The organism is Methylocystis sp. S23 (assembly GCF_054106005.1).
Genome location: NZ_CM134185.1, coordinates 1,808,267 through 1,833,827, shown reverse-complemented (window position 1 = coordinate 1,833,827; position 25,561 = coordinate 1,808,267). Strand labels below are relative to the sequence as shown.

Annotated in this window: 20 protein-coding genes and 2 riboswitches; of the genes, 8 read left to right on the top strand and 12 right to left on the bottom strand. The window is 67.9% G+C overall.

Annotation, left to right across the window (positions count from 1 at the left end; translation table 11 throughout):
- Window positions 1–127: 127 nt before the first annotated feature.
- Window positions 128–664 (top strand): inorganic diphosphatase, encoded by a 537-nt coding sequence (gene ppa, locus ACV7JP_RS09060; protein ID WP_457798891.1) that lies wholly within the window; start codon window positions 128–130, stop codon window positions 662–664.
- A gap of 227 nt (window positions 665–891) precedes the next feature.
- On the opposite strand, the gene ACV7JP_RS09055 is transcribed toward ppa, so the two are convergent.
- The 11 genes from ACV7JP_RS09055 to ACV7JP_RS09005 all read right to left on the bottom strand — a co-directional run bounded on the left by ACV7JP_RS09055 (window position 892) and on the right by ACV7JP_RS09005 (window position 15,707).
- Entirely contained in the window at window positions 892–1,254 is a 363-nt protein-coding gene (locus ACV7JP_RS09055) for a DUF1636 family protein (RefSeq protein ID WP_457798890.1), read from the bottom strand.
- A gap of 132 nt (window positions 1,255–1,386) precedes the next feature.
- Window positions 1,387–2,199, bottom strand: coding sequence for a Crp/Fnr family transcriptional regulator (locus ACV7JP_RS09050; protein WP_457798889.1), 813 nt, complete (start codon window positions 2,197–2,199; stop codon window positions 1,387–1,389).
- 179 nt (window positions 2,200–2,378) lie between these two features.
- On the bottom strand, window positions 2,379–3,020 hold the full coding sequence (metW, locus tag ACV7JP_RS09045; RefSeq protein ID WP_457798888.1) for a methionine biosynthesis protein MetW: 642 nt from the start codon (window positions 3,018–3,020) through the stop codon (window positions 2,379–2,381).
- A complete protein-coding gene (gene metX / locus ACV7JP_RS09040; protein ID WP_457798887.1) occupies window positions 3,017–4,222 on the bottom strand; it encodes a homoserine O-acetyltransferase MetX in 1,206 nt (401 codons plus the stop codon). Before metX ends, metW begins: the two co-directional genes overlap by 4 nt.
- Before the next feature lie 87 nt (window positions 4,223–4,309).
- Entirely contained in the window at window positions 4,310–5,494 is a 1,185-nt protein-coding gene (bcsN, locus tag ACV7JP_RS09035; protein WP_457798886.1) for a cellulose biosynthesis protein BcsN, read from the bottom strand.
- A 1-nt stretch (window position 5,495) separates the two neighbouring features.
- Complete coding sequence (locus ACV7JP_RS09030) at window positions 5,496–7,793, bottom strand: hypothetical protein (RefSeq protein ID WP_457798885.1); 2,298 nt, start codon at window positions 7,791–7,793, stop codon at window positions 5,496–5,498.
- Entirely contained in the window at window positions 7,781–8,974 is a 1,194-nt protein-coding gene (locus ACV7JP_RS09025; protein WP_457798884.1) for a glycosyl hydrolase family 8, read from the bottom strand. The genes ACV7JP_RS09030 and ACV7JP_RS09025 overlap by 13 nt, the downstream gene beginning before the upstream one ends.
- Window positions 8,971–11,595 (bottom strand): cellulose biosynthesis cyclic di-GMP-binding regulatory protein BcsB, encoded by a 2,625-nt coding sequence (locus ACV7JP_RS09020; RefSeq protein WP_457798883.1) that lies wholly within the window; start codon window positions 11,593–11,595, stop codon window positions 8,971–8,973. Before ACV7JP_RS09020 ends, ACV7JP_RS09025 begins: the two co-directional genes overlap by 4 nt.
- Window positions 11,592–13,892, bottom strand: coding sequence for a UDP-forming cellulose synthase catalytic subunit (bcsA, locus tag ACV7JP_RS09015; protein ID WP_457798882.1), 2,301 nt, complete (start codon window positions 13,890–13,892; stop codon window positions 11,592–11,594). The genes ACV7JP_RS09020 and bcsA overlap by 4 nt, the downstream gene beginning before the upstream one ends.
- A 92-nt stretch (window positions 13,893–13,984) precedes the next feature.
- Window positions 13,985–14,743 (bottom strand): cellulose biosynthesis protein BcsS, encoded by a 759-nt coding sequence (gene bcsS / locus ACV7JP_RS09010; protein ID WP_457798881.1) that lies wholly within the window; start codon window positions 14,741–14,743, stop codon window positions 13,985–13,987.
- Window positions 14,744–14,885: 142 nt separating this feature from the next.
- Complete coding sequence (locus tag ACV7JP_RS09005) at window positions 14,886–15,707, bottom strand: alpha/beta hydrolase (protein ID WP_457798880.1); 822 nt, start codon at window positions 15,705–15,707, stop codon at window positions 14,886–14,888.
- Between the two features lie 133 nt (window positions 15,708–15,840).
- On the opposite strand from ACV7JP_RS09005, the gene ACV7JP_RS09000 reads away from it, so the two are divergent.
- The 5 genes from ACV7JP_RS09000 (at window position 15,841) to ACV7JP_RS08980 (ending at window position 21,512) form a co-directional block, all read left to right on the top strand.
- A complete protein-coding gene (locus ACV7JP_RS09000) occupies window positions 15,841–17,043 on the top strand; it encodes a glycosyltransferase family 4 protein (RefSeq protein ID WP_457798879.1) in 1,203 nt (400 codons plus the stop codon).
- Between the two features lie 84 nt (window positions 17,044–17,127).
- Entirely contained in the window at window positions 17,128–17,598 is a 471-nt protein-coding gene (locus ACV7JP_RS08995) for a DUF2147 domain-containing protein (protein ID WP_457798878.1), read from the top strand.
- A gap of 159 nt (window positions 17,599–17,757) precedes the next feature.
- The gene (locus ACV7JP_RS08990) at window positions 17,758–19,611 is read left to right on the top strand and encodes a cation:proton antiporter domain-containing protein (RefSeq protein ID WP_457798877.1); all 1,854 of its coding nucleotides are present in this window, start codon (window positions 17,758–17,760) and stop codon (window positions 19,609–19,611) included.
- Between the two features lie 133 nt (window positions 19,612–19,744).
- A complete protein-coding gene (locus ACV7JP_RS08985) occupies window positions 19,745–20,386 on the top strand; it encodes a S24 family peptidase (protein WP_457798876.1) in 642 nt (213 codons plus the stop codon).
- Between the two features lie 58 nt (window positions 20,387–20,444).
- Window positions 20,445–21,512, top strand: a complete 1,068-nt coding sequence (locus ACV7JP_RS08980) for a cytochrome-c peroxidase (RefSeq protein WP_457798875.1) — start codon at window positions 20,445–20,447, stop codon at window positions 21,510–21,512.
- Between the two features lie 66 nt (window positions 21,513–21,578).
- Here the strand turns inward: ACV7JP_RS08980 and ACV7JP_RS08975 are convergent, their stop codons facing one another.
- Window positions 21,579–23,615, bottom strand: a complete 2,037-nt coding sequence (locus tag ACV7JP_RS08975; protein ID WP_457798874.1) for a hypothetical protein — start codon at window positions 23,613–23,615, stop codon at window positions 21,579–21,581.
- 157 nt (window positions 23,616–23,772) lie between these two features.
- Window positions 23,773–23,862, top strand: a riboswitch (glycine riboswitch).
- Window positions 23,863–23,866: 4 nt separating this feature from the next.
- A riboswitch (glycine riboswitch) is annotated at window positions 23,867–23,971 on the top strand.
- Window positions 23,972–24,024: 53 nt separating this feature from the next.
- Between ACV7JP_RS08975 and gcvT the strand changes: the two genes are divergently transcribed.
- Window positions 24,025–25,158, top strand: coding sequence for a glycine cleavage system aminomethyltransferase GcvT (gene gcvT, locus ACV7JP_RS08970; protein ID WP_457798873.1), 1,134 nt, complete (start codon window positions 24,025–24,027; stop codon window positions 25,156–25,158).
- Window positions 25,159–25,167: 9 nt separating this feature from the next.
- Entirely contained in the window at window positions 25,168–25,542 is a 375-nt protein-coding gene (gene gcvH / locus ACV7JP_RS08965) for a glycine cleavage system protein GcvH (protein WP_457798872.1), read from the top strand.
- Window positions 25,543–25,561 lie beyond the last annotated feature (19 nt).

Genomic DNA, 25,561 nt, shown 5'->3' with positions numbered 1-25,561 from the left:
TTCGCGGCGCGCTATAGAGTCCGCTGGGGATTGATGGAATAGTTCCGAAGCGATTCGCTTCTGAACCGATCGCCCCGCGCGCATTGATCCACGCGCCGAAATCCCTCGAAAGCCCGGAGTTATACGAATGCGTCTCGACGCCATTCCGATCGGCGCGAACCCGCCGCATGAAGTCAATGTCGTCGTCGAAGTGCCGCTCGGCGGCGAGCCGATCAAATATGAGCTCGACAAGGCTTCCGGGACGCTGTTCGTCGACCGCTTCCTTTATACGGCGATGCGCTATCCCGGAAATTACGGCTTCATCCCGCACACGCTTTCGGACGATGGCGACCCTTGCGACGTGCTCGTCGCCAATACGCGCCCCGTCGCGCCCGGCGCCGTCATTTCCGTGCGCCCAATCGGCGTGCTGCGCATGACGGACGAAGCCGGCGGCGACGAGAAGATCGTCGCGGTGCCCTCCTCGCGCCTCACCCAGCGCTATGTCGACGTGCAGAACTACACGGACCTCCAGGAGATGACCTGGCGGCGCATCGAGCACTTCTTTGTGCACTACAAGGATCTGGAGCCCGGCAAATGGGCCAAGGTCGCCGGCTGGGGCGACGCCGCCGACGCCCGCGCCCTCATCGCCGCCGCGATCGAGCGCGCCCAGGCGGAGAAGAAGTAAGCTAAGTTGCCCCGCGGCGAAATAACTGGGCCGATCGCTCGCGCGCCCTCTCCCCGCAGGCGGGGAGAGGGCGAGGCGGAGGCGCCGATCTGTCGTGAACGCGAGGAATTTGCTAGCGTTATCGGTAGAGTTTGTGGCGATCCCTTGCCCCTCACCCTGCCCTCTACCTGCGAGCGGGAAGCGGGCGATGGCGCCATTGGCGTTGGGCGCGCAATGACGGCCGTGAATCAGGGCAAGGGCGGCGTGCGCGATATGACGCCCTTGCGGAAGCAGATGGGACGGTCCTTCCACGCCACGATTCCGTTCTCGCTTTCCGCGAAACGCTGCGCCGAATCAATAATGGCGTCGACATGCGCGTCCAGGGCGAGATCGCCGATCACATAGGTCCATTTGTTGGAGCCGGCGAGGGCCACCGTCGCCGGCCGCTTGCAGACGGCGAGACATTCGACGGGCTCGACCTGCAATGCGAGATCGCGCTCCGCAAGCCGGGCGCGCAGCGCGTCGATGAAACCCGCCCCTGGCCGGCGCTCGGGATCGGCGCCGTCCCGGCAGGACACGCAGACGAAAATCGTCACATTCGCGTTCGACACGCTCGACTCTCCCTTTCCTCGCAAAGGTCCTTTTCGGTCAGGGCCGCGAGAAAGACAAGGGCGTCGGCGGGCGGTCTTGGGGCGGGGCGGTCTTGATGCGCGGCGTCGGTCCGGTCCGCCGCGGGCTCACATCTATGCCGCGTCTTCCCGCGCCGATGGCTCGCCGCGCTCGGAAGGCAGCCGGCCCTGGCGTCCGAGCTGTTCGCATTGATCGGCGAGGCGCGAGACGCTTTCGACGAGAATGTCGCGGGTTTCCGTGCGCACGCCATAGTCGCGCAGCTTGGCGAAAGCGCGCGATAGCGTCTCCTGCTTCACGCCGAGCCGGGCCGCGATGAGCCGCTTGTCATAGGGCAGGCGGAAGCGGCATTGCTCTTCCCCCGGCGGGCAGAGCGAGAGGAGGAAATGCGCGAGACGCTGATCGGCGTTCTGCGCCTTGAGCGACTCGATCTCGCCTACCAGCGCGGCAATCTTGTCCTTGGCGTCCTGCACCACCGCCGCGCCGAGCGACGGCGATTCCTTCATCAGCCGGACGAAGCGCGCGGCGGGGAATTTGAGCACGGCCGTCGGCCCGATCGCCTCGGCGGAGACGCGATAGGTCTCGTCGGGGCTCGACGGCGGCTCGCCGACCGTTTCGCCGCCGGAGCTGATGCCAATCAGCGTCTCGTCGCCGCAGGAGGCGATGCGCAGAACCTTCACGAAGCCCCGCAGGATGATCACGACCGCGCCCACCGGGTCGCCCTGCCGGAAGATGACGGCGCCGTCCTCGAAGGACTCGACTTTCGCCTCGAGCGTCAAGCGGCCAAGCGTGTCATTGTCAATATTGGCGAAGAGGCGCAGCTCGCGCAGCGATGGCGGTTCGGCGACGGCGGCGCGCGCGCCGCGGCGGCCGGCGCGGCCCTTCCGCGGCTCGGCGAAGCTCAGCCCGATATCCGTCTGTGACGCCACACGAGATCTCCCCTTCTCGCGAAACCATTCGCGCGGCCTCGCTTTTCTGAAAGCTCGGCCTGCCGCCGGGACCGCCAGCTCAAATGCAATGGGGCTCATCCGATCAATGGAGGCTAACGCGAATGAGATCGCCGCGAAAGGCGAGCGCGCGGGACAAACCGTCGCATGACGGCGCGGCGTCAGCTCGAACGCGGCGCTGCGGCCGCGTCGCGGGCCAGAAGGAAGACCGCCTGCTCGCCCAAAAGATTCCATACCCACCAGGGGGCGTTGAGCCGGATCGGCGCGCCCGCATGGTCAAGCGCGACGCCGCGCTCGATATGGGCGTCGAGATCGTCGACGAGCTCGACGAAGTCCCGGATCGTGCAGAGATGAATATTCGGCGTGTCGTGCCAGTTATAGGCGAGATTGCCCGTCACCGGCATTCGGCCGCGAAAGGCGAGCTGCGCGCGGACCCGCCAATAGCCGAAATTCGGAAAGGACACGATGGCGCGCCTTCCGATCCGCAGCATGTTCCGCAAGGCGTCCCGCGGATGGCGCGTCGCCTGCAGCGTCTGAGAGAGAATCACATAATCGAAGCCGTCGGCGGGATAATCCGCGAGGTCGGTGTCGGCGTCGCCCTGAATGACGGAAAGCCCCTTGGCGACGCATTCGTTCACGCCGCGCTGCGACAGCTCGACGCCGCGTCCGTCGACATTCTTCATCTCCGCGAGAAGCCGCAGCAGCGCGCCGTCGCCGCAGCCGACGTCGAGCACGCGCGCGCCCGCTTCCACCATATTGGCGATCAGCAGATGATCGAGGCGGGGAGCTTGCGCCGCCGTCATGCGCGCGCCTTCAGGCCGCGCGCCGCTCCGGCCGCTTCGAGAAAGCCGCGCGTCGTCGCGATGAACATGGGTTCGTGCAGCAGAAAGGCGTCGTGGCCCTTGTCGGACTCGATCTCCACGAAGGAGACCGAGGCGCCGCCGGCGTTGAGCGCATGGACGATCGCGCGCGAGTCGGAGGTCGGATAGAGCCAGTCGGAAGTGAAGGAGACCACGCAAAAGCGCGTCTTCGTGTCCTTGAAGGCCATGGCGAGCGACCCGCCATAATCGGCCGCGAGATCGAAATAGTCGCAGGCGCGCGTCACGAAGAGATAGGAATTGGCGTCGAACCGCTCGACGAAGGCGACGCCCTGATAGCGCAGATAATTCTCGATCTGGAAATCGGCGTCGAAGGAGAAGGTCGGCGCGGAGCGGTCCTGCAGCTTGCGGCCGAATTTGCGCTGAAGCGCGGCCTCGGAGAGATAGGTGATATGCGCGGACATGCGCGCCACGGCGAGGCCCTTCTCCGGGCGCACGCCCTGTTCGAGATAGCGTCCCGCGCGCCAGTCGGGATCGGCCATCACCGCCTGCCGGCCGACTTCGTTGAAGCCGATATTCTGCGCCGAATGCTTCGCCGCCGTCGCGATCGGCATCGCCGCGAAAACGCGCTCGGGATAGCTCGCCGCCCATTGCAGCACCTGCATGCCGCCCATGGAGCCGCCGGCGACGCAGAACAGCGTGTCGATGCCGAGATGGTCGATCAGCATCGCCTGCGCGCGCACCATGTCGCGAATGGTGACGACCGGAAAATCGAGGCCATAGGGCTTGCCCGTCGCCGGATTGACCGAGGACGGGCCGGTCGTTCCCATGCAGCCGCCGACGACATTGGAGCAGACGAGGAAATATCTGTCCGTGTCGAAGGGCTTGCCGGGGCCGACCATGGCCTCCCACCAGCCGGGCTTGCCCGTGACGGGATGCACGCCCGCCGCATATTGGTCGCCGGTCAGCGCGTGGCAGAGCAAAATGGCGTTGGAGCGGTCGGCGTTCAGCTCGCCATAGGTCTCGTAGCCGATGGCGAGCGGCGCGATCCGGCCGCCGCCGTCGGTGACCAGCGCATGCCCGGCCGGAAAAACCGCCGTCTCGCCATGCGACGCGCCATTCGCGCCGGCGCGTTTTTCGCACGACGTTCCGGCGTCCGTCTGCGGCGCCTGCTGAGATTTGTTCAACCTATCCTCACGTTCGATATGCCGAACGAATTGTTCGGCAACATCGAGAAGCGGGGCGCCCCTGTCAAGGCCCGAAATGGGCAAGCGCTAATATGGCGTGATGGCGCGCTGACCGGAGGGCCCGCGCAGGGCCTGGGCGGGCAGGCCGTCGATCGCCGCCCCGAACCCGGCGCCGCGTCCGGCGGGCGCGCTCGCCGCATATTGCGGGCTTCCGCCGCCGGCGTCGGATACGGGGCCGAGATAGCGGCGGCCATCGGAAGGAACGGCGGGAGCCGGGGCGGCGGGCGCGAGGGCCGGCGCTTCGGACTCCGCGGCGGGCTCGGCGGGCGCGGCCTTGCGGGCCGCGCGGCGGACGGCGCGCTTCGCCGGGCGGTATGTCGGGACGACCTCCATCGGCTCGCCGCCGAGCAGGCTCGATTCCAGCGAGTCGACCGAGGCGGTCATCCGCCCCCGGCCGCCAGGTTCGCCGGAAACCACGGGGCCGAGGCCGCCGGCCGCGGCGACGCCCGCCTGGCCTTCAATGCCCTGAATCGCCATGTTGCGGCGCATGGAGTCGGCGATGCGGGCGAGGTTCTGCGGCGAGACGCCGAGCTGCTCGTACCATCCCGCGAGCTCGTCCGCCGTCACGCCGCGCCGGCACAGGCGCATGCGGATCGAGGCGGGCATGTCGCCATTGCTGAAAAAGCCGGATTTCTCGCCGCGTCCGCCCGCGGCGAAATTATCGACCCACTGCCAGGCGAAGGCGCAACGAAGTCCGCCGGAGCCGGCGCCGATCGCGAGGCCGTAGGGCCCGAGCGCATTGGCCATGGGCCGGTTGACAATGCGCATCGGCGCGCCCTGGAAGCGCGCCAGAATCTCGCGGCGAATGCTTTCCTGCGTCGGTTTGGCCATCACGATCTCGCCGCGCCCGCCGCCGCCCGGCGCCGATTGGACGTCGATGGAAATGTCGTTCCAATCGCCGCCTTCCTTCGTCTTGTCGAGCGACATGCTCTGACGCCAGCCATTGATGAACTGCTTTTCGGTCACGCGGCCGTTGCGCACCGCCTCGGGCGGCAAAACAAGGACGGAAAAGCCCGCCGAATCGTCCTTAAGATCGGCCGCCGAGATCGGCGCCGACAGCGTCTGGCCCGCGACGAACTGGCCGGTCACGGCGGCGTTGGGATCGGTCGCGAAGCTGCGCTCCGGCTGGCTCTGGCCGCAGGCGGCGAGACTCAGCGCGAAAGCCGCGCAGAGCGCGGCGGCGGAGGGGCGGAGGCCGTTCGAGCGGTTCATCTCATCGGCTCATTGGTTGCGGATATTGGCCGTAGGCGGGCGCCCGCGGCGGCGCGGCGGGCGCGTAGCCGCCGAGATAATTGCCGACGGCGCCCGCGCCGAAGGACCGGCTCGGCGGCTGCTGGCCATAGCCCGCGACCGGCTGCTGGCCGTAGCCCGCCGCCGGCGCGCCGCCCGGCGGCAGGCCGCGGGCGTTCCCGGGGCTGCGCGCGTCGAAAACGGCGAGGCCGGCCTTGGCCGGATCGGCCTCCTGATCGGCCCATTGCGTGCCGGCGGGCGCGATCTGCTGCGAATAAGGCGGCCAGCTCGCCGTCTCCTGGCCGTTCCAGCCGGGCAACAGGCTGAAGCCATATTGCTCATAGGGCATGGGGCCGACGCCCGGCACGCGGCGGGCGACGAGCGGCGCGGGCTGCGTCGCCGGCTCCTTGCGCAGCGGGCCCTCGGCGGCGACCGGGAACCCCATGGCCGGGGCGCGCTGGGCGAGCAGCGACGGGATCGGCATGGCCCGGAAGCGCAGCGGATTCTCCATATTGACCGGCGCCGGGAACTTGCCCTTGATCGCCTTCAGCATCGCCTGGACGCGCTTCTCCTCCTGCCCCGGCTTCGTCTCGACCGGATAGGACGCGTTCTTCTGGGCCGCGTAGTTCATGTCGAGGGGCGCGTAATTCGCGGGGGCGCCGGGAATCATCGCCGGCCCCGGCGCGATGAAGGCCGCGGTCCTGACGCCCGGCCCGTGGAGCCTGTCGGCGTTCTTCTGGTCGCAAGGCGACGGCGGGTGGTAGTAGCCGTCCGGGAACAGGATCTCGACGACCTTGGCGAAGAGCCCGTCATAGCGGTTGGCGAGCTCGTAAAGGCCCTTCTCGTTCTTCAGGCGCTTCTGCGCCAGCGCGTAGCCATAGACGGTCGCGTCCTTCGGAAACCAGGCCACGGCGCGCTCGAACCAGAATCTCGCCGCCTCCCACTGGCAGCTATTATAGGCGTACCAGGCGAGCGCCTGCGCGCCTTCGCCGGAGCTCGCCTCCATCGTCACCTTGGCGTAGCGCGCCAAGCGGTCGGCCTCGATATAGGGCGGGACCTCGCGCGTCAGATCGGTCTCGAGCAGGTCGAGAAAGAGAATCATGTTGTTCGTCAGCGGCTCGCGCCAGGCGTAGGCGACCTCTTCCGCCTCGCGCTTCATGTTGAGCGCGCGCAGCGAATGGGCGAGGCCATGGGCGATCATCGCGTCGCCGTCATGCTGGATGGCGAGCTTGAACCAGTCGAGCGCCGCGTTGAAGTCGCGCCGCTTGTAGTCGTACCAGGCGACGAGGCCAATCTGGTTCGCATCCTTGCTGTTCTTGGCGTAGGCCTCGAATTTGGCGACGTCGGCGGGCGGAACCTCCTCCGAGCGCTCGTCGTGCAGGAAGGCGGCCATGCGCGCGCGCGTGATGTCGATCGCGATCTGCGCGAATTCGCCCGCTCCCTGGGACGCGCCCGGGACGGCGGCAAGCAAGGTCTCGACGTCGGCCATGCGGAGGGAGCCAAGCGCTTTCTGAATCGTGGCGACCCGGATATGCGGGTCCTTTGTCGACGTTAGAATGCGCTTGAACATGTTAACGGCGTCTTCATTCTGTTTCGCGCGGGCGTAGGCCTCCGCGATCGTCCATAGAATGTCGACCTCGTCCTGCAGGTCGCTCGTATCCTCGCGCCTCAAATAATCCACGAGATCGAGGATCTTGTCGGCCTTCCACAGCGACGAGATCTTCAGCCGCAGCTCCTTGCGGCGCAGCTTGGCGGCGAGGTCGGCGGAAGGCTTCCAGCCGGGAATTTCGCGCTCCTTCGCCTCGATCGCGGCCTTGAGCTCGTCGATCTTGTCGGCCGAGTAGAGCGCCCAGAAAGGCTCCTCGTCGATGGCGTTCGAGGCGGGCGCCTCATAGAGGTCCTGCGGCGGCTCGTAGCTGGGATAGAGCGCGTGCAGGCGCGCGAGCTCGGCGTTGACGCGCGCGGTCTGCCTCAGCGAGGCGTAATAGCGCAGCGCGAAATCGTCGGGGCCGACGGGGCCGCCGACCACGGGAATTTGCTGGCGCGGCCGCGCCGCCTTGGATTTCGGCTTGCCGTTGATCGCGGCCTGCGGGTCCGGCGGCTCCATATCCTGCGGCTTGTCCGCCGGCTTCGGAGGCGCCGCTTTCACGGCTTTTCCCTCCGGCGCCTTCGCGCTCGGCGGCTTTGCGCCCGGCGGCGGCGGCGCCGCGCGCGCGCCCCCGCCCCAGACGAGCGCGGCGAGGAGCGCGAGGAGGATGAGCGGCCGCGTCATCGCAGACATGAGCCGTACCTCATCTGCATGGCGATGAGCGACAGCATCTGCAGCGTCGCGGGATAGTAATTATCGGCGGGCGCCAGCATGAAGAGCTGCTGCGGCGCCTTGGAGCCTTCGACCACGCAGGCGGTGAGCGCGCCGACGGCGCCGATGCCGGCGTCGCCGAACTTGCCGATTTCGACGCCGTTCGCGACGTCGACGATCGACATGGCGCCGCGCGTCCGCTTCACGAGCGCCATGAAAGGCTCATATTGCTCGCGCTCGCCAATGCCGGCCCAGGCCATATAGAGCGGCACGCGCACGGCGTTGTAGGAGAATTGCGCGGGGAAGCCGTCGGCCGGCTTGTAGGTCCAGTCCTTGAGCGACATCCAGTCGGGCGGCAGCGCCTCGGCCTGCGCGCGCGTCGCGTCGAGAAGGTTGAGCCCCGCTTCCGTGAGGCCCGCCCAATCGACTTCCGGCGCGACGAGCTTGAGCCGCGCGAAGGCGGGGAAAATGTAATAGGAGAGATTGACGATCGGCCCGTCCGTGCGGTCGTTCTCGTGAAAGCCCGAGACCGCCGGCAGCAGGATGGCGCCCATCTTCGTCTTGAACATCACCGTCTTTCGGGCGACCTCGACGGCGATGCGCCGGCCCAACGTGCGGTAGCTCATGTCGTTCCAGAATTCGCCGGCTTCGGCGAGCGCCCAGGCCACGAGAAGGTCGCCGTCGGAGGCGTCGTTCATGTCGGCGACGGCGGGACGCTTGCCGGGCTCCCAGCGCCAGGCGAGGAGCGCGTCGTCGCGCACCATCAGATTGGCGCGCGTCCAGCCCCAGATGCGGTCGAAGGTCGGCCGGTCATTGGCGGCGACGGCGAGCAGCATGCCGTAGCCCTGGCCCTCGCTGTGGCTGATGAGATTGTTCCCGGTGTCGATCACGCGTCCCTGCTCGGTCACGAAGCGCGCCTTGTAGGCGGCCCACATGCCGGGGATCTTCAGCGCGCCGCCAATGGGCAGGGCGCGCGCGTCGAGAACAAGCCGGGGCGGCCTTTTCTGCGCCGGCTCGGGCGCGGGCGCTTCCGCCGGCGCGCCCGGATCGGCCGCCTGCGGGGCCGCGCCTTGCGGGGCCTCGGGCGGAGAAGACTGGGCGGCGGCGGGCGCGGCGGCGGCCGCGAGGAGCCCGAGCAGGAGGACGCGCAGAAGGGCGATCACGACGTCCTCCTGCCGACATTCTTGACGAAGACGCGCGTCGACAGCGCGAGCAGAACGCCGATGACCAGCGCCGCGCCCACGTAATAGAGCGAATGCAGCGACAGCCAGCCCGCCGCGATGAGGCGCGCATTGCCGAGCGAGAGCGGCTGGGTGATGACGAAATGCGTGTTGGAGACCGGCACGGCGTCGATCTTCGCCTTGGAAATGTCGAGCAGCGACACATGGCCGGAAATCTGACGCGACACGCGCGGATCGACGAGGCAGGCGACGGAGTCCGCGAGCGCGTCGGCGTTGGGCGCCGTCAGGACCGTCCAGACATTTTCGCTCGCGCCGCCCAGAATGTTCTGGCCCAGCGCAAGCGAGGTCTGCGGCGACATTTCCGAAGGCGAGGCGCCGCGCTCGAAGCCCCGGAAGAGCTCGCCCGCATCCGTGAATTTGGCCTTGCCCCATTGTCCGACGCCCTGCACCCAGTCGATGAGCCAACTGAGGCGGCTCTCATTGCGCAGGCGCGCGTCCCATTCCTGGAAGAGATCGGGCGCGCCTTCTTCCTCCTCGCCGGCGGGCGCCGCCGACGCATCGTCCGCGGTCTCCTCCTCGGTGGCGCCGACGGCGAACCGGTCGATGTTCCGCAGCATCGCGCGGAAGCCGCCGATCGATTGCGGCGGATGGCAGGCCATGGGGAAGTTGTTCTGCAGCACGAGACGATTGCGGGTCGCGGCGTCGACGCTGACGGCGCTCTCGTCAATGTCGGCCGCGCCGCGGCTCTCGACGCCGATCTTCTCGCGCCAGACGCGCGCCAGATCGTCGACCGGCATGTCAAGCTTCTTCAGCAGATCGGGGTCGAACGCGTCATAGGGCGCGACCGCGAGAGTCGGGCTCTTGGCCTTGAGCGGCGGGGTCTGCGTGATCTCGAAATCGATCGGCCGCCCGGCGACGACGGCGAGATGGGCGACGAAGGTCGCCGCCGCGCCGATCGTCTTGGGATCGAGGCGCGGCATATAGAGCTTGGAGCGGCGCGGCGAGCCGGCGAAGGGGAAGCCGCCCGTCGCCGTGACCGCGAGGTCGGGCAGGCGTCCGACGCGCGCGATCGGCGGAATTTCGATCTCCGTCGAGTCGAGGAAGAGGAAGCGGTTCGGCGCGTCCTTGGCGGCCAGCGTGTCGCAGCTCTCGTCGGAGGGCGTCGGCACATGCGCCTCGATCTCGATGCGGTTGAGGCCGGGACGCAGAAAGCCGAGCGGCAGCGGCAGCGGATTGTCCTTGAAGACCTCGCCCGTCGATTTGAGCAGCGGCAGGCTGACCGCGGTGCGCTCGTTCACATACATGACGAGCTGCGCCTTGGAGGTGAGGCCCGGCGAATAGCCGCCCGCGACGCGCACCGTCGCGCGGCCGTAATCCGCCGGATAGAAATCCGACGGCATGATGATGTTGAAGGCGACGCGGAACAGGCGCCCGTCGAATTCCGCGCTCCGCACGCCGATGTCGCCGAGCCGGATGCGCTGGCCGCCTTCGACGCGGAAGCCCGGAAAGGCCGCGGCGGCGCGCAGGCCCGCTTGCGCGCCCTTGGGCTTCGTCGCGACGAGGAACTGCTTGATCGCTTCGTCGACCTGCTGCGCGTCGGCGCCCGTCACGACGATCGTCGTGCGCCGCCCCGGCGACATGGGCAGGACGAAGGCGCGCGGCTTGGTGACGAGGCCCACCATTTGCGGGCCGGCGATCGCGGCGAGCTCCGCCGCCGTGCCGACGAGAAGATTGGCGCCGTAGAGGCCGCCGGCCAGCGCGCCGGCGTCCACGACCGGCTGCTCGAAACGGCCGATGATCGAGATGAGCTGTATGACCCGCAACATGCGCTCGACGTCGCGGGTCGTCGGATTGGCGGGCAGCACGGCGCGCAGCGGCAAGGCGCCCTGTTCGTCGGCGGGCAGCGCGCCGAGATCGGAGATGGCGTCGATCGCGGCGTCGGCTTCGTCGAGAATGAGGCCGGTCTGCGTCGGATCGATCTGCGTCCACAATTCCTGCGTGGCTTCCAGCGAGCAATCGACGCGATGGCGCTGCTCGGTGGTGATGCGGACCGAATTGAAGCCGGGGCGCAGGAGGCCCGGCGGAATGTCGAAGACGACGGTCTTCACCGTCTGCACCGCGGTGATGGGCGTCGCGCCGACCGGCTGATCGTTGATCGACAGAGTCAGGCGCGAATATTCGGGCATCACGGAGACGGCGGAAAGATAGCCGAGCTGGAAGCGCAGGCGCCGGCGCGCCTGCTTGTCGGTGATGTAGATCGGCCATTCGGACGAGCCGATCTCGCCGGCGAGACGGTAGCCCTGAATATTGTTGGCCAGATGCCGCAGCATCGTATGGCGCGTCTTCAGCGCCGGGCGCGGCGCGGGCGCGGCGGCCTGCGCCGGCGCGACAGGGGCGGCGACGGAAGCGGGGAATTGCGGCGCGGGCGCCTGCGCCTGGACGGGCGTCACCGGGGGCCGGTCGATGCGCGACACTTCCGACGGCGCGGTGAGGAAAATCGCCTGGGCGAGCGCCTGCGACGCGAGGAGCGCGAGCGCTCCCGCCGCCGCGAGGGCGCGAAAGCCGCGCGTCTGGCGCGCGCTTCTGGAGGCTGGCCGCGTCATGCCGACTTTCGCGCCGCCGGCTGCAGCGCGTCCCGTTCGGCCGATTTCTTTTCTCCCTCTCCCGCCTGCGCCACGAGGCGCTTCAGCCAGGCGGTCGAGGGCGCGGGCGGCGGCGCGGGCGACGCGACGGGATCCGGCTCCGCCGGCGGCTTGGACTTGAAGAGATAAGCGAGCGCGCGGATCGGTTCGACGAGACCCCACCAGATGAACTGGCCGGTGCCGGCCCAGACGCTCTTATGCTTGCGGCGGCTTGCCAGGAAACGCGGCAGCGCGTCGGAATCGCCATACATGAGATCGGCGAGCACGAAATATTCCTCGGCCTGCATCGTATCGAACTCGCAGCCGAAGAGATCGTCATGTCCGGCGACCGGCGCGCGGCGGAAAATCAGCGGCAGGCTGCGCTTGCCGACGAGATCGCCGACCGGCTCGATCGTGAGGCGCGCGCGCGTGTCCTCCGCTTCGAGCAGCATGGGCGGCATCTCCTCGAGGAGGCGCACCGCACAGCCGCCGGCCGAGACGTTGAGGATCTCCACCGCGACGCGCTGGTCGCTGAAGTCGAGCCAGCCCTTGCGCTTGATCGTCAGGCGCGGATGGCGGTCGGGCTGCTTGCGCTCCGAGACCGCGCCAAGCGCGACGCCCGCCATGATCAGATTGAAGGTGTTCCACAGGCCGACGATGAACATGAGATTGCTGACGCCCGGCTCCACGACGTAGCGGAAGGCGGCGACCAGCGTGCCCGTGAGCAGCATCAGATAAATGGCGAAGAACGGCCAGGCGAGCTCGGACAGATGGTCGTTGTCGAGCGTCAGGCCCTTGGCTGTGACGTTGAAGGTGGGCTTTCTGGGATTCATCAGCACGGAGACGATCGCCTTGCTGAGAAACACGCCCTGGCAATATTCGTAGAGCTCCGACACCCAGGGCCAGCGCACGGCGCCGAACATGTAGTTCTGCAGCATGACGTTGGAGATCATGTAGGTCGCGGTGAAGGCCACCGCCTCGTCGACGTTCGAGACGAAGATCTTCACGTCGAAGAGGATGTAGGCGAGCGGCGCTAGCATGAAGATGAGGCGCGGGAAGGGGAAGAACCAGAAGGTCATGCTCGAGAGGTAGCCGAGCTTCTGAATGGGCTTCAGGCCCTTCTTGAGCGCGGGATTCTTGAGCACCATGATCTGCAGCATGCCCTGGCACCAGCGCACGCGCTGCCCGATGAAGGAGGCGAAGGTCTCGGGCTGCAGGCCGGCGATCAGCGGCTTGTCGACGAAGATGCTGTTATAGCCCTTGGCGTGGAGCTCGAAGGCGGTTTCGCAGTCTTCCGTGATGGTGACGCCGGAGAAGCCGCCCGCCTCCATCAGCGCCGAACGGCGCAGAAGCGCCGCCGAGCCGCAGAAGAAGGAGGCGTCCCATTTGTCCAGGCCGCGTTGCGTCATCGAGTAGAACATCTCGTTCTCGGACGGCATGCGGTCGAAGGTCTTCAGATTCTTCTCGATCGGGTCGGGATTGAGAAAGACGTGCGGCGTCTGGACGAGGAAGAGCTTCGGATAGTCGATGAAATAGGCGACCGTCTCCTGCAGGAAGGAGCGGAAGGGCGCGTGATCGGCGTCGAAGACGAGCACGATGTCGCCCTTCACATGGGCGAGCGCGCTGTTCATGTTGCCGGCCTTGGCGTGCTCATTCTTGGCGCGCGTCAGATAATGGGCGCCGAGCCGCTTGCAGAGCTCCTGCAAGGAGGTGCGCCGAAGCTTGGCGGCTTCGGCCTTGGCGGGATTCTTGTCGTTGCATTTCTGGTCGGTGCCGCCGTCGTCCAGCAGCCAGACATTGAGCTTTTCCCTGGGATAATCCATCGACAGCGCGGCGGCCGCCGTCGTCGCCAGAATATATTCGTCCTCGTTGTAAGTCGGAATGAAGACGTCGACGACCGGCAAGTCCTCGTCGGGGCGCCGGGACAGGGGCTTGCGCTTGACCGGATCGACATTGACGATGAGGCTGATGATGAGAATACAGACGCAGTAAAGCTCCGCCGACAGCAGGACCAGGCCGAAGAACAGGCCGACGGGATCGGAGGCGGGCGGCAGCGTGCAGGTCAGGCGCCAGTAGACGTAGCGGATGACGATGAAGCTCGACAGCGCGAGATAGATCTGCCGGGCCAGGGGGCCGCCGCCGAATTTCCACAGGAGGAGCAGGACGGCGATGATGGTGACGCTCAGCGACAATTGCGCCTGCACGCTGACGGGCTGCGTCAGCAACCCCACCGCCAGCACGCCAGTCGCAATCCACGCGAACCCACGCAACCCCGACATCAACGACCCCGCAATCTTTCCAACTAGAATTGTAGACAGGAGGGTTAAAAGCCGCGTTAACGATGCGCCGCCGGGCGGTTTTCCTAGGCGGATTAGAAGGTTACCCGCGTATCCACCGTTCCGTAGAGGCCGCCGCCGCGGACGCGGTCGTTAAGGAAGCCGAGCGCCGCGCCGAATTGCAGCATTCCGAAGCGGATGCCGGTCACGTGACCGCCGAGGCGCCATTGCTGGAAGAAATTATCGCCCAGCATGCCGACTTCGGGGCCGACATAGATGCGGTCCGCGAACGCCATGCCGAACTTCAGGCGGCCGTAATAGGAGCTGAAGTTCGACGAATAGGAGAAGACGCCCGCGATCATGGTGTCGTTGGTCGGCGTGACGTAGAAATCCGTCGCGACCTTGACGCCGACGCTCGTGCCCTTGGCCTGGTTGTTGGGATCGTTGGGCGAGATGGTCGTGTTGACGATCTCGCCGCCGAGATAGACCGAGACCGTCGCGCGCTTGAACACCCATTCATAGCCCATGAGCATGGCGCCGCCGATCAGATTGCCGTTGACCCTTCCAACGTCGGTGGAATCATAAGTATAGGTGCCCACAATGCCGCTGCCGCGCATGCGGAAGCCGCTGCGGTCGAGCGGCGTGAAGGGCGCGATGGTGCCGATGATCGCGGCGGAATAGGCGGCCTGGCTCGTGCCGTCCAGAGCGATGTCGAGCGTCGCGCGCGGCGCCTTCGGGATCGGCGGTCCGTCGGTGGGGACGCCCGTATACCAGTCGGCCGCGCGCGCATTCGCTCCAATCGTCATCGAGATCGCCAAAGCGACGACGAGGGCCAGGATACGAGACGCGCGCATGGTCGAGACAACTCATTTGTCTGTCGGGCGATCGCTCGCCCTTCGCCGCATTCCGCGCCGGTCATGGCGCCTGCATGCGCCGCCAAGTTGCTTTACGGGACTTAATAAATTGATGCGGTTTCGAGCGAAGGATTTCTTATGCCTAAGATTGATTAAATTTCGGGGCTTCCAAAGGCGCGCTCATCAACGCGACGGCGGCGCCGAGCTGCGCAAGGTCTTCCGGGCGCGAGAGGCGGTGGTCGCCGCCGGCGACGAAGGTCAACGTAACCGGATCGGCGGAGAGATGCTCGACAATCGTCAATGCGTGGCGCCACGGCACGTCGGGGTCCGCCATGCCCTGCAAGATATGGACGCGCGCATGCGCCCGGATGACCCCGCCGAGCAGCAGATGCCTGCGTCCGTCCTCCACCAGGCGGCGCGTGATCGGCGTCGGGTCGGGAGAATATTGCGAGGCGCGCATCCAGGCGCCTTTCTCCATAATCTCGCGGCGCGTCGCCTCGTCGAGATTCTTCCACATCAGCTCTTCGGTGAAGTCCACCGCCGGGGCGAGCAGCACAAGGCCCGCGAGCCGCGCCGTCTCGCTCTTTTCCGCGAGGCGGCGCGCGAGCAGCAGGGCGAGCCAGCCTCCCATGGAGCTGCCGACGACGATCTGCGCGCCCTGCGTCGAGCGGTCGAAAACCGCCGCCGTCTGCTCCAGCCAGTCGCCGATGCAGCCGTCCTCGAAGCGTCCGCCCGACGCGCCGTGGCCGGAATAATCAAATCTCAGAAAGGCGCGGCCTCTCTCTTGCGCCCAGGCGTCGAGAAAGGCCGCTTTCGTCGACCCCATATCCGAGGCGAATCCGCCCAGCCAGACGATTCCAGGGCCGTCGCCGCCCCTCGCCTTGCGAAGCCGCCTCGCAATGCGCCATGGCGGGCCGCCGGACGGGTTTTCAACGTCGACAAAGTCGACATCAGCGTCGTTCAAGCTCGTTCCCCGGATTTCGCCGGCGCAAGGCCGCTTCCTTGATTTCCCGCGTTTCGCTCATAGTTGGTAAATAATCTCGTAAGAGAATGCGAGCGCTCGCAACTAGAGAACCATCCGCTCGCCGATCGCCTCCATGTCCCAGATCCTCGCCCCTCTCGCCGCCGCCGACCATTCGCTCGTCGGACGGACGGTGCTGCAGATCGTTCCCGACCTTCAGTCGGGCGGGGCGGAGCGCGCGACCATCGATATGGCCGAGGCGCTTTCGCAGGCGGGCGGCCGCAGCCTCGTCGCCTCGCGGGGCGGCCGCATGATCAGCGAATTGCAGTCCAAGGGCGGCGTCTGGCTTCCCTTCCCGGCGGCGACCAAGAACCCCATCGCCATGGCGCTGAATTCCGTGTTGCTCGCGCGCATTCTGCGCGACGAGGGCGTCGACATCGTGCACGCCCGCTCGCGCGCCCCCGCCTGGGTCGCCTATTACGCCACTCGGCAGACCGGGACCAAATTCGTGACGACCTATCACAGCGCCTATTATGGCGGGTCCGGCGTCAAGCTGCGATACAACGCCATCATGGCGTCGGGCGACGTCGTCATCGCCATCTCCGATTTCGCGGCGAAGCGCATATGCGAGCTGCATCCGGAGGCCGCCGAGCGGGTCGTCGTCATTCCGCGCAGCGTCGATCTGCGCGTCTTCTCTCCCGCCGCCGTGTCGCCCGCGCGCGTGCAGAGATTGCGCGCGGAATGGGGCGTCGCTCCGCATGAGCGCGTCGTGCTGCTGCCCGCCCGGCTCGCCGCCCGCAAGGGCCACGCCGTGATGATCGAGGCGGCGAAGCGCCTGGCGGCCGAGCAGGCGCGCGAGGTTCGCGTCCTCTTCGTCGGCGATCCGCACAGCGACAGCTTCCGGCGCAGCATAGAGGCGCAGATCATGCGCGCGGGCCTGGAGGGCTTCGTCCGCAATGTGGGCCATTGCGACGACATGCCGGCGGCCTATCTCGCGAGCGCCGTCATTGTCGCGCCCTCGACGGAGCCCGAGGCTTTCGGCCGCGTCGCGATCGAGGCGCAGGCCATGGGCGCGCCGGTGATCGTCTCCGACATCGGCGCCTCGCCGGAAATCGTGCGGGCGCCGCCGCAAGTTCCGGCCCGCCAGGCGACCGGCTGGCGCGCGCCGCCCGGCGATCCGGCCGCGCTGGCGCGCGCCGTCTCGGAGGCTCTGGCGATGCCGGCTTCCGCGCGGGACGAAATGTCGCTGCGCGCCCGGGCCAATGTGCAATCGCGCTTTTCCCTCGAGCAGATGCAGCGCGCCACGCTCGAGGCGTACAAGCGTCTGCTTCGGCATTAGCCCCGGCGCCTTCAAAATAAGGCCGAAGATTCGCCCTGATGACGCGGGATGCTGATCCCATCGCCAATCAAAGGAGCGATCGAAATGAAACCTGTCTCCGTATTCGATCCCTTGGCGCGCCTTCCCGCCGTCGCCGCCGCCTTGGCGCTTCTCGCCGCGCCCGTCGCCGCTATCGGCGCGCCCGATCCCAACGATCCGCACGGCGTCTGGCTGCGGCCCGCGGGCGGCGAGCAGTTCAGCTTCTACGACTGCGGCGCCCTTCTTTGCGCCAAGCTCATCTCGGTGAAGAAGCCCGAGGACGAGAAAGCCGTCGGCACGGTGATCCTGCGCGGCGCCTCGAAGAGCGGCCCCAACGAATGGAAGGGCAAGCTCTACAATGCGCAGGACGGCAAGACCTATGACGGTTTCATCACCATCAAATCGGCGAACGAATTGCGGCTGAAGGGTTGCCTTTGGGGCTTCCTCTGCAGCGGCGAGACATGGACGCGCGTCGCCGCCGCGAAGACGGCCGCCGCCCCGGCGCAGGGTAAGGAGTCCGCCGCGCGCGCGGAATAGGGTCGCTTTCGGGAAATCTTCCAGCCTCGATCTGCGCCGCCTTTCGGGGCGGCGCTTTTTTGTGCGCCTCAACGACAAAGATTTCGCCTGAACGCGCTCGCCAAACGCGCCCCCGCCGTTAAATTCGATGAATCGAATCATTTACCGGGGGGCCGCTTCTTGGGCGAGAATCCGTTACATCTCGAGTCCTACCGGGAGGCGCTCGTCTTTCTCGCCACCGCCGGCGTCGTCGTGCCCTTGTTCCATCGGCTGCGCGTGAGCCCGGTGCTCGGCTTCCTGCTCGCCGGCGCGGCGATCGGCCCGCATGGGCTCGGGCGCTTCGCCTCGCCCGGCAATCTCATGTCCTTCATCACCATCACGGATGTGCAGGGGGTGTCGGAGCTCGCGGAATTCGGGCTCGTCTTTCTGCTCTTCATGATCGGGCTGGAGCTCTCCTGGGAGCGCCTGGCGCGCATGCGGAAGCTCGTTTTCGGGCTGGGCCTCGCCCAGGTCGCGATCTGCACGACCGTCCTCGCCGTGGTCGGCCATTACCAGTTCGGCGTCGAAACGGCCCCCTCCATCCTCATGGGCGCGGCGCTCGCCATGTCCTCGACCGCCGTCGTCATGCCAGTGCTCTCCGAGGCGCGGCGCGTCAACAAGGCGCCGGGCCGCGTCGCCTTCTCCGTCTTGCTGCTGCAGGATCTGATGGTGGCGCCGGCGCTGTTCTTCGTCTCCTTCATGGCGCAGGCCAAGGACGGCTTCAGCGCGCTTCAGGCCGTCTCCACCTTTCTGCCGGCGTTCGCCGCGCTCGCCGGCCTCATCGTCTTCGGCCGGCTGCTGCTGCGCCCGCTGTTTCGCCTCGTCGCCTCGGCGCAGCTCACCGAGCTGTTCATGGCGGCCTGTCTCCTCGTCGTCGTGGGCGAGGCGCTGGTCACGGCGGCGGCCGGCCTCTCCATGGGGCTTGGGGCCTTCATCGCCGGCCTGCTGCTCGCCGAAACGGAGTTCCGCCGCGAAATCGAGGTGACGATCGAGCCCTTCAAGGGCCTGCTGCTCGGCCTGTTCTTCGTCACCGTCGGGGCGGGGCTCGACATCGGCGCCGTCATCGCCGATCCGGCGCCGGTCGTCATGAACGCGGTGGGCCTGACCGCCGTGAAGGCCGCCATCATCTTCCCGCTCGCGCTGCTCTTCGGAATCGAGGCGCGCGCGGCGGCGGAGGCCGCGCTGCTGCTCGCGCCCGGCGGCGAGTTCGCCTTCGCGCTCCTCACCTCCGCCATGATCGCGGGCGTGCTGCCGGGCCATTTGGGCGCCGACGCCATGGTGGTGGTGACGCTCTCGATCTTCTTCATCCCCTTCCTCGGCCGGATCGGCGCGCGGCTCGGCCGGCCGACGGAAAAGCGGGACGACGACGCGCAATACGCCCATCTCGCGCCCGGAGGCGCCGTCGCCGAGGGCCGGGTGGTGATCGTGGGTTTCGGCCGCATCGGCGGCCTCGTGGGCGAGATGCTCTCCCGCCACAACGTGCCCTTCGTCGCCATCGAGAACCTGGTGTCGCTCGTCGCGCAGGGACGCGAGAAGGGCGTCGAGATCTATTGGGGCAACGCCACGCGGCGGGAGCTCCTTCTCCGCTGCGGAATCGAGCAGGCGCGCGCGCTGGTCGTCACCATCGAGAACGCGCCCGCCGTCGAGGAGGTCGTGCGCATCGCCCACGAGATTCGCGAGGATCTCATCATCGTCGCCCGCGCGCGCGACGCGCGCCACGCGACGACGCTCTACGGACTCGGCGCGAGCGACGCCATTCCCGAGACGATCGAGGCGAGCCTGCAACTGGCCGAGACCGTGCTCGTCGACGTCGGCGTGCCCATGGGCTACGTCATCGCCTCGATCCACGAGAAACGCGACGAATTCCGCAAGATCCTGCAGCCCTCGGGCGAAGAGGCCCGAGCGCGGCAGACCGAGCGGCGCAACAAGATCAAGCGCGAGCTGGCGCGCCGCCGCATCTCCGGGCCGGCGAAGGAAGCCGAGGAGGAGGCGTAGCGCCTTGATCGGCCTCGGGGAAGGCCGCCGACGGACGACCGCATAAGCCGCGCCCGGCTAAGACAAAATCATCTTGCGCGGCGGTTGTCGAGCATATATTCCTATTTAGGAATTCCTGCCGGACATCGTTCCCATGACGGACATCCTCTCTCACGCGCAGATCTGGGCCGCGATCGACGCGCTCGGCGAACGCTGCGGCCTCACGCCCTCCGGTCTCGCGCGCAAGGCGGGGCTCGATCCCACCACCTTCAACCGCTCGAAGCGCGAAACGCCGGAGGGCCGCCAGCGCTGGCCCTCGACCGAATCCATCGCCAAGGTTTTGCAGGCGACGGGCGCGAGCCTCGACGAGTTCATGGCGCTGGTCTCGGCCAACAGCGCGGCGACGCGGCGCCATACCCGCCCGCTGATCGGTCTCGCCCAGGCCGGCGAAGGCGGTTTCTTCGACGACGCCGGCTTTGTGGTGGGCGCCGGCTGGGATGAGATCGACGTTCTCGCCGACGCCGACGAACATTCCTATGCGCTGGAGATTTCGGGCGACTCCATGGCGCCGCTCTATCGTGACGGCGACATCGTCATCGTCTCCCCGGCCGCGCCGATCCGCCGCGGCGACCGCGTGGTGGTGAAGACCACGTCCGGCGAGATCATGGCCAAGGAGCTGAAGCGCCAGACCGCCCGCTCCATCGAATTGCGTTCGATCAATCCGGCCTATGCGGACCGCGTCATTCCGCGCGAGGAAGTAAGCTGGATGGCGCGGATTTTATGGGCGAGCCAGTAACCGGTAAAAAGAGCTGTGCTATAGAACGATTCTGATTTTTCCGGAGACGGACCCGAACATGCGTCATTCCCTGATCGCCCCGATTTTCGCTCTCTTGTCGCTCGGCGCCGGCGCGGCGCGCGCGGAGGACGCGCTGCGCGAGCAGGCGAAGGGCCTGTTCGAGCCGATCCCCAGGACCGCCCCGGCCCTGCCCGACAATCCGTCGACGCCGGAAAAGCTCGCGCTCGGCAAGATGCTCTATTTCGAGCCCCGCCTCTCGGATCATCGCGACCTCGCCTGCGCCACCTGCCACAATCTCAGCATGGGCGGCGTGGATGGCGGCGCGCTTTCGGGCGGCCACAACGCCCAGCTCGCGGGGCGCGAGGTGCAGACGGTGCTCAACGCGGTCTTCAACAAGTCGCAATATTGGGACGGACGCGCCTCTGATCTGAAGGATCAGGTCGTCAATTCGGTGATGGCGAATCCCAAGGCCATGCTGAAGACGCGCGGCGGCCCGATGGCGATCAATCCGGTCGAGCTCGCCGCGACCAAACAGCATGAGATCGAGCAGCTCAAGGCCGTGCCGGGCTATGTCGAGGCCTTCAAAAAAGCCTTCCCCGGCGAAGCCGATCCGCTCGTCTACGACAATATCGGCCGCGCCATCGCGATCTTCGAGGCGACCCTGATCACGCCCGATTCCGCTTTCGACCGCTGGCTGACCGGCGACGACGCGGCGCTCTCCGGCGAGCAGAAGACGGGCCTCAAGCTCTTCATCGACAAGGGCTGCGCCGGCTGCCACAACGGCATGAACGTCGGCGGGACGAGCTACGCCAAATTCGGCGTCGTCGCCAATCCGGGCCCCGAGCATCTGCCCGCCGAGGACGCCGGCCGCTATGCGGTGACCAAGAACAACGCCGACCGCTACGTCTTCAAGACGCCGTCGCTGCGCAATGTCGAGCTGACCGCGCCTTACTTCCACACCGGCTCGACCTTCGACCTCACAAAGGCGGTGACGGTGATGGCCGAGTCGCAACTGGGCGCGAAGCTCACGGACGACGAAGCGGCGAAGATCGCCGCTTTCCTGAAATCGCTGACCGGCAAGCAACCGGACATCGTGCTGCCGATCCTGCCGCCGCGCGATCGCTGAGCGCGTCGGCCGCAGAGACGTGAAAGGCGGGCGCCGCGAGGGCCCGCCTTTTTTGTCGCCGCAAAGCTACCCCCCGAACAACCGGCGCAGGAACCCCTTTGGCTTTTCGGGGACCGCGGGAGCGGGCGGCGGCGCGGCGGCCGCGGCGGTCATGCCGGCGGCGACGCGCGTCTGCTCTTCCTCCCGCTCGGCGCCGGCGCGCGCGAGAAGCGCGGCGAGCGGAGGCGCGGAGGAAGCCGCGATCCAGCGGCCGGCGCGGCGCGCCGCGAGATAATCGGCGAGCGCCGCCGCGCTTTCGGCGTCGCGGCTTCTCTCGAAATGATCGATCGCGCGTTCGACGCCGGCCACGTCAAGGAGCTGACGCACGGCGAGCGCCGCGGCCCGGCGCAGGCCGGGCTCGGGAGAGAGCCCGATCCGCGCCTCGCGCAGGATAAGCGTATCGCTTTCCTGCGCCAGCGCGCGCAGCGCCCTGAGCTGGGCGGCGACGTCGAGGCCCGGCGGCGTCATGCCTTCCGCGCCGCAGGCGGCCGCGTAGCGCGCGGCGAGCGAGAGCGCCCCGCGCGGATCGCCGCCGATGCGCAGCCCCTGCGCGTTTTCCGCCAGCGCGCCGCCGCGCGCGAGATGAGCCGTGAGCGCCGGATCGGCCCCATAGGCGCCGTAGCCGCCCGCCTCCTGCAGCTTGGCGCGCAGCGACGGCGCCGCCTCCGTGACGAGCGCGGCGAAGCTCGCCTGCTGCAAGGGCTCGAAAACGTCCCACAGCCCGGTCGCGGCGAAGCGCGCCGGCAATCCCGCGCGCGTCAGGACGTCGTTATATCCGGCGACGAGCTTCTCGCGCCGGCCCTTCAGCCCGGCCGCGCGCTCCGCGAAGGCCTTTGCGGCGGTGCCCGCGCTCACGCGCGCGGCGGCGCTCGCGGCGCGGCGCGTCAATTCGTCGAGCAGCGGATCGTCATCGGCGAAGCGCCGCGGAACCAGGCCGTCCGCCTCGACGCGAAAGAGCCGCGCGAGGGGCGGTCCGCCCGGATCGACCGGCGCGACGCCGAGATCGCCCGCGCGCGCCGCCGGGGAGACGAGCCCCACATCGTCGCCGAGCGCCGCGCCGTAGAAGTCGATGTCGATCGTCTCGCCGAGCCCGGCGCCGTTCTTGTCGGCCCCGCGCCGCACGGCAAATCCGTCCGCCTCGGGCGAATCCGGGTCGAGGAGGAGGTTGAGGAGGTTCGCGACGACGACCGCATCATTCGACTCCGCGGCGTCGGGATGCTCTGCGGGCTCGCCGGTCGCCTGCCGGATGTCGTCGAAGGTAAGCGGATCGATGATGGGTTCGCCCGCCTGTTTCTGCTCCTGCATCCAGCCCCGCAGGCGGCGGCGCTGATTGAGGACGAGCGCGACCCATGCGCGGCCGAGAAGCGCCGCGCTCTCCTCGAGCGAATCGGGAATGCGCAGCCGCAGCGCGGCGCGCGGCGCGCCATTCTCGCGCAGCCAATGCTGCATGACGGCGAAAGGCGCCTCGCGCGCGTCGGCGGCGGCCTCCGTCTCCAGCGCGCGCGCCTCGAGTAGCAGACGGCTCTGATAGGCCGGAAAGACGCGCCTCGCTGGCGCGAGCCGCGCGATCAGGGAGCCGTCCGCGCCTTGTTCGAAGGCGCGGCGCTGGCCCACGGCCCAGACGACGCGCGCGCCGGCGGCGGCGATCTGCTCGCGCGCGAGACGCTCCGCGTCCCCGCGCGGGGAAAGGGAGACGAGTCGGCAGGCCGCCGGCTCGGATCCGTTCGATTCCGGCAGCAGCGTCATCAGCAGGCGATAGTCGCCCGCGGGCGGCTGATCCCGCTCGGCGCCGAGATGCAGCGTCAGCTCGCCGCCTTCCGCCGCGACGAGGCGCACGAAACGGTGTTCGGCGGGCAGGTCGCAGATCGCGACCCCGGCGCGCCAGCGCGCGGCGTCGATCGCATCGACGAGCGTCGGCTCCGTCTCGCAGGCGGGGTCGCGCGCGGAGAACACGGTGAGCGCGGGACGCGACGCCGGCGCCGGCGCGCGTTCGGCGCCGTCGAAGCATCCGATGACCAGCCGCCGCCGGCCATCCCAGAAATAATCGAACTGCTCCTGCCACATGTGCCGCAGCGCCCAGATAAACAGCCAGGTTGAAGCATGGCGCCGCCAGCCATGCGGGAGAAAGGCGACCGAGAATAGCGGGGGCGACCCCCGGCGCGCAAATGTCGCGATAACGCGCCTTGACGCAATGCGGAAGGAGGCACATCTTTTCCATGCAAGCTCCTTCGCGGGAGAGACCGGCGCATGCGCCGGCGCCGAAGGCGAAACCGCCCCGGAAACGCTCAGGCAAAAGGACCGCGGGGAGAAAGAGACTCTGGAAAGCGGCGCGGCGCCGGACGGCGCTTCGCCCACCGACGGGCGTAACCCGCAAGGCTCGAAAGGGCGCGCGGGGAAATCTCTCAGGTCACCGGACAGAGGGGGCGCAGATGGCGGGACCCCGCGCCTGTCGCCCTACGCCGGAGAGTCTGTCATGACGGACGAGCCCAAATTGGAGAGCGCGCCGCTGGCGCGTCTGCCGCTCGACGCCCTGCATCGTCGCCTCGGCGCCCGTATGGCGCCCTTCGCCGGCTATGACATGCCGCTGCAATACGCTTCCGGCATCGTCTCCGAGACGCTGCACACGCGCCAAAAGGCGGGGCTCTTCGACGTGTCGCATATGGGCCAGGCGATCCTTGCCGGCGCGGGCGCCGCTCGGGCGCTGGAAACCCTCGTCCCCGGCGACATAGCGGGCCTCGCGCCTGGCCGCACCCGCTACACGCAGCTCCTGAACGACAAAGGCGGCATTCTCGACGATCTTCTCGTCACGCGCCTGCCGGGCGTCGAAGAGCGGCTGCTTCTCGTCGTCAACGCCTCGCGCAAGGCGGACGATTTCGCGCTGATGCGCGAGCGCCTGCCGCGATTCGACTTCCTCCCTCTGAACCGCGCGCTGATCGCCTTGCAGGGGCCGCGCGCCGCTTGCGTCCTCGGCGCCCTGCTCCCCGGCGCCGAGGACCTTCCCTTCATGCATTGGCGGGCTTTCGAGGAAGGCGTGTCGAGCTTCTTCGTGTCGCGCAGCGGCTATACGGGCGAGGACGGCTTCGAAATCTCCCTGCGCGCCGACCGCGCGGAAATGTTCGTGAACGCGATGCTGCAAAATCCCGACGTCGCGCCGGTCGGGCTCGGCGCGCGCGACGCGCTGCGGCTCGAAGCGGGTCTGCCGCTCTACGGCCACGATCTCGACGAGACGACCGACCCCGTCGAAGCGGGGCTTGCCTGGTCCATCGGCAAGCGCCGGCGCATGGAAGGCGGATTCCCCGGCTTCGCGCGCATCGACGCGGCCTTGCGAAACGGCCCCGCCCGGTTGCGCGTCGGCCTTCTGCCGCAATCCAAGGCGCCGGTGCGCGAAGGCGCCGTTCTCATCTCCGAGAGCGGCGAGGTCGTCGGCCATGTCTCGTCGGGCGGCTTCTCGCCGACGCTGCAGCGGCCGATCGCCATGGGCTATGTCGCGCGCCCCTTCGCGGCGCCCGGCGTCACGATCTTCACCGAGCTGCGCGGCAATCGCATCGGCGTCGACGTCGCGCCGCTGCCCTTCGTCGCGCATCGCTACTTCAAACCGAACGCCTGAGGGGACAATATGAGCGACCTTCGTTTCACCAAGGATCATGAATATCTGCGCCTCGACGGCGAGGTCGCAACCATCGGCGTCAGCGACTATGCGCAGACGCAGCTCGGCGACATCGTCTTCGTCGACCTGCCGAGGATCGGCAAGAAGGTGACCAAGGGCTCGGAGCTCGCCGTCATCGAGAGCGTGAAGGCGGCGAGCGAAGTTTATGCGCCGGTCTCGGGCGAGGTGATCGAGGTGAACGCCGCGCTCGGCGAAAAGCCCGCCCTCGTCAATGACGATCCCCTGGCCGGCGGCTGGCTCGTGAAGCTGCGCGTGGAAAACCCCGGCGAGACCGAAACCCTCATGGACGAAGCCACCTATGCCGGCTTCGTGAAGACCTTGTAGCGCGAGAAGGAAGAGAAGA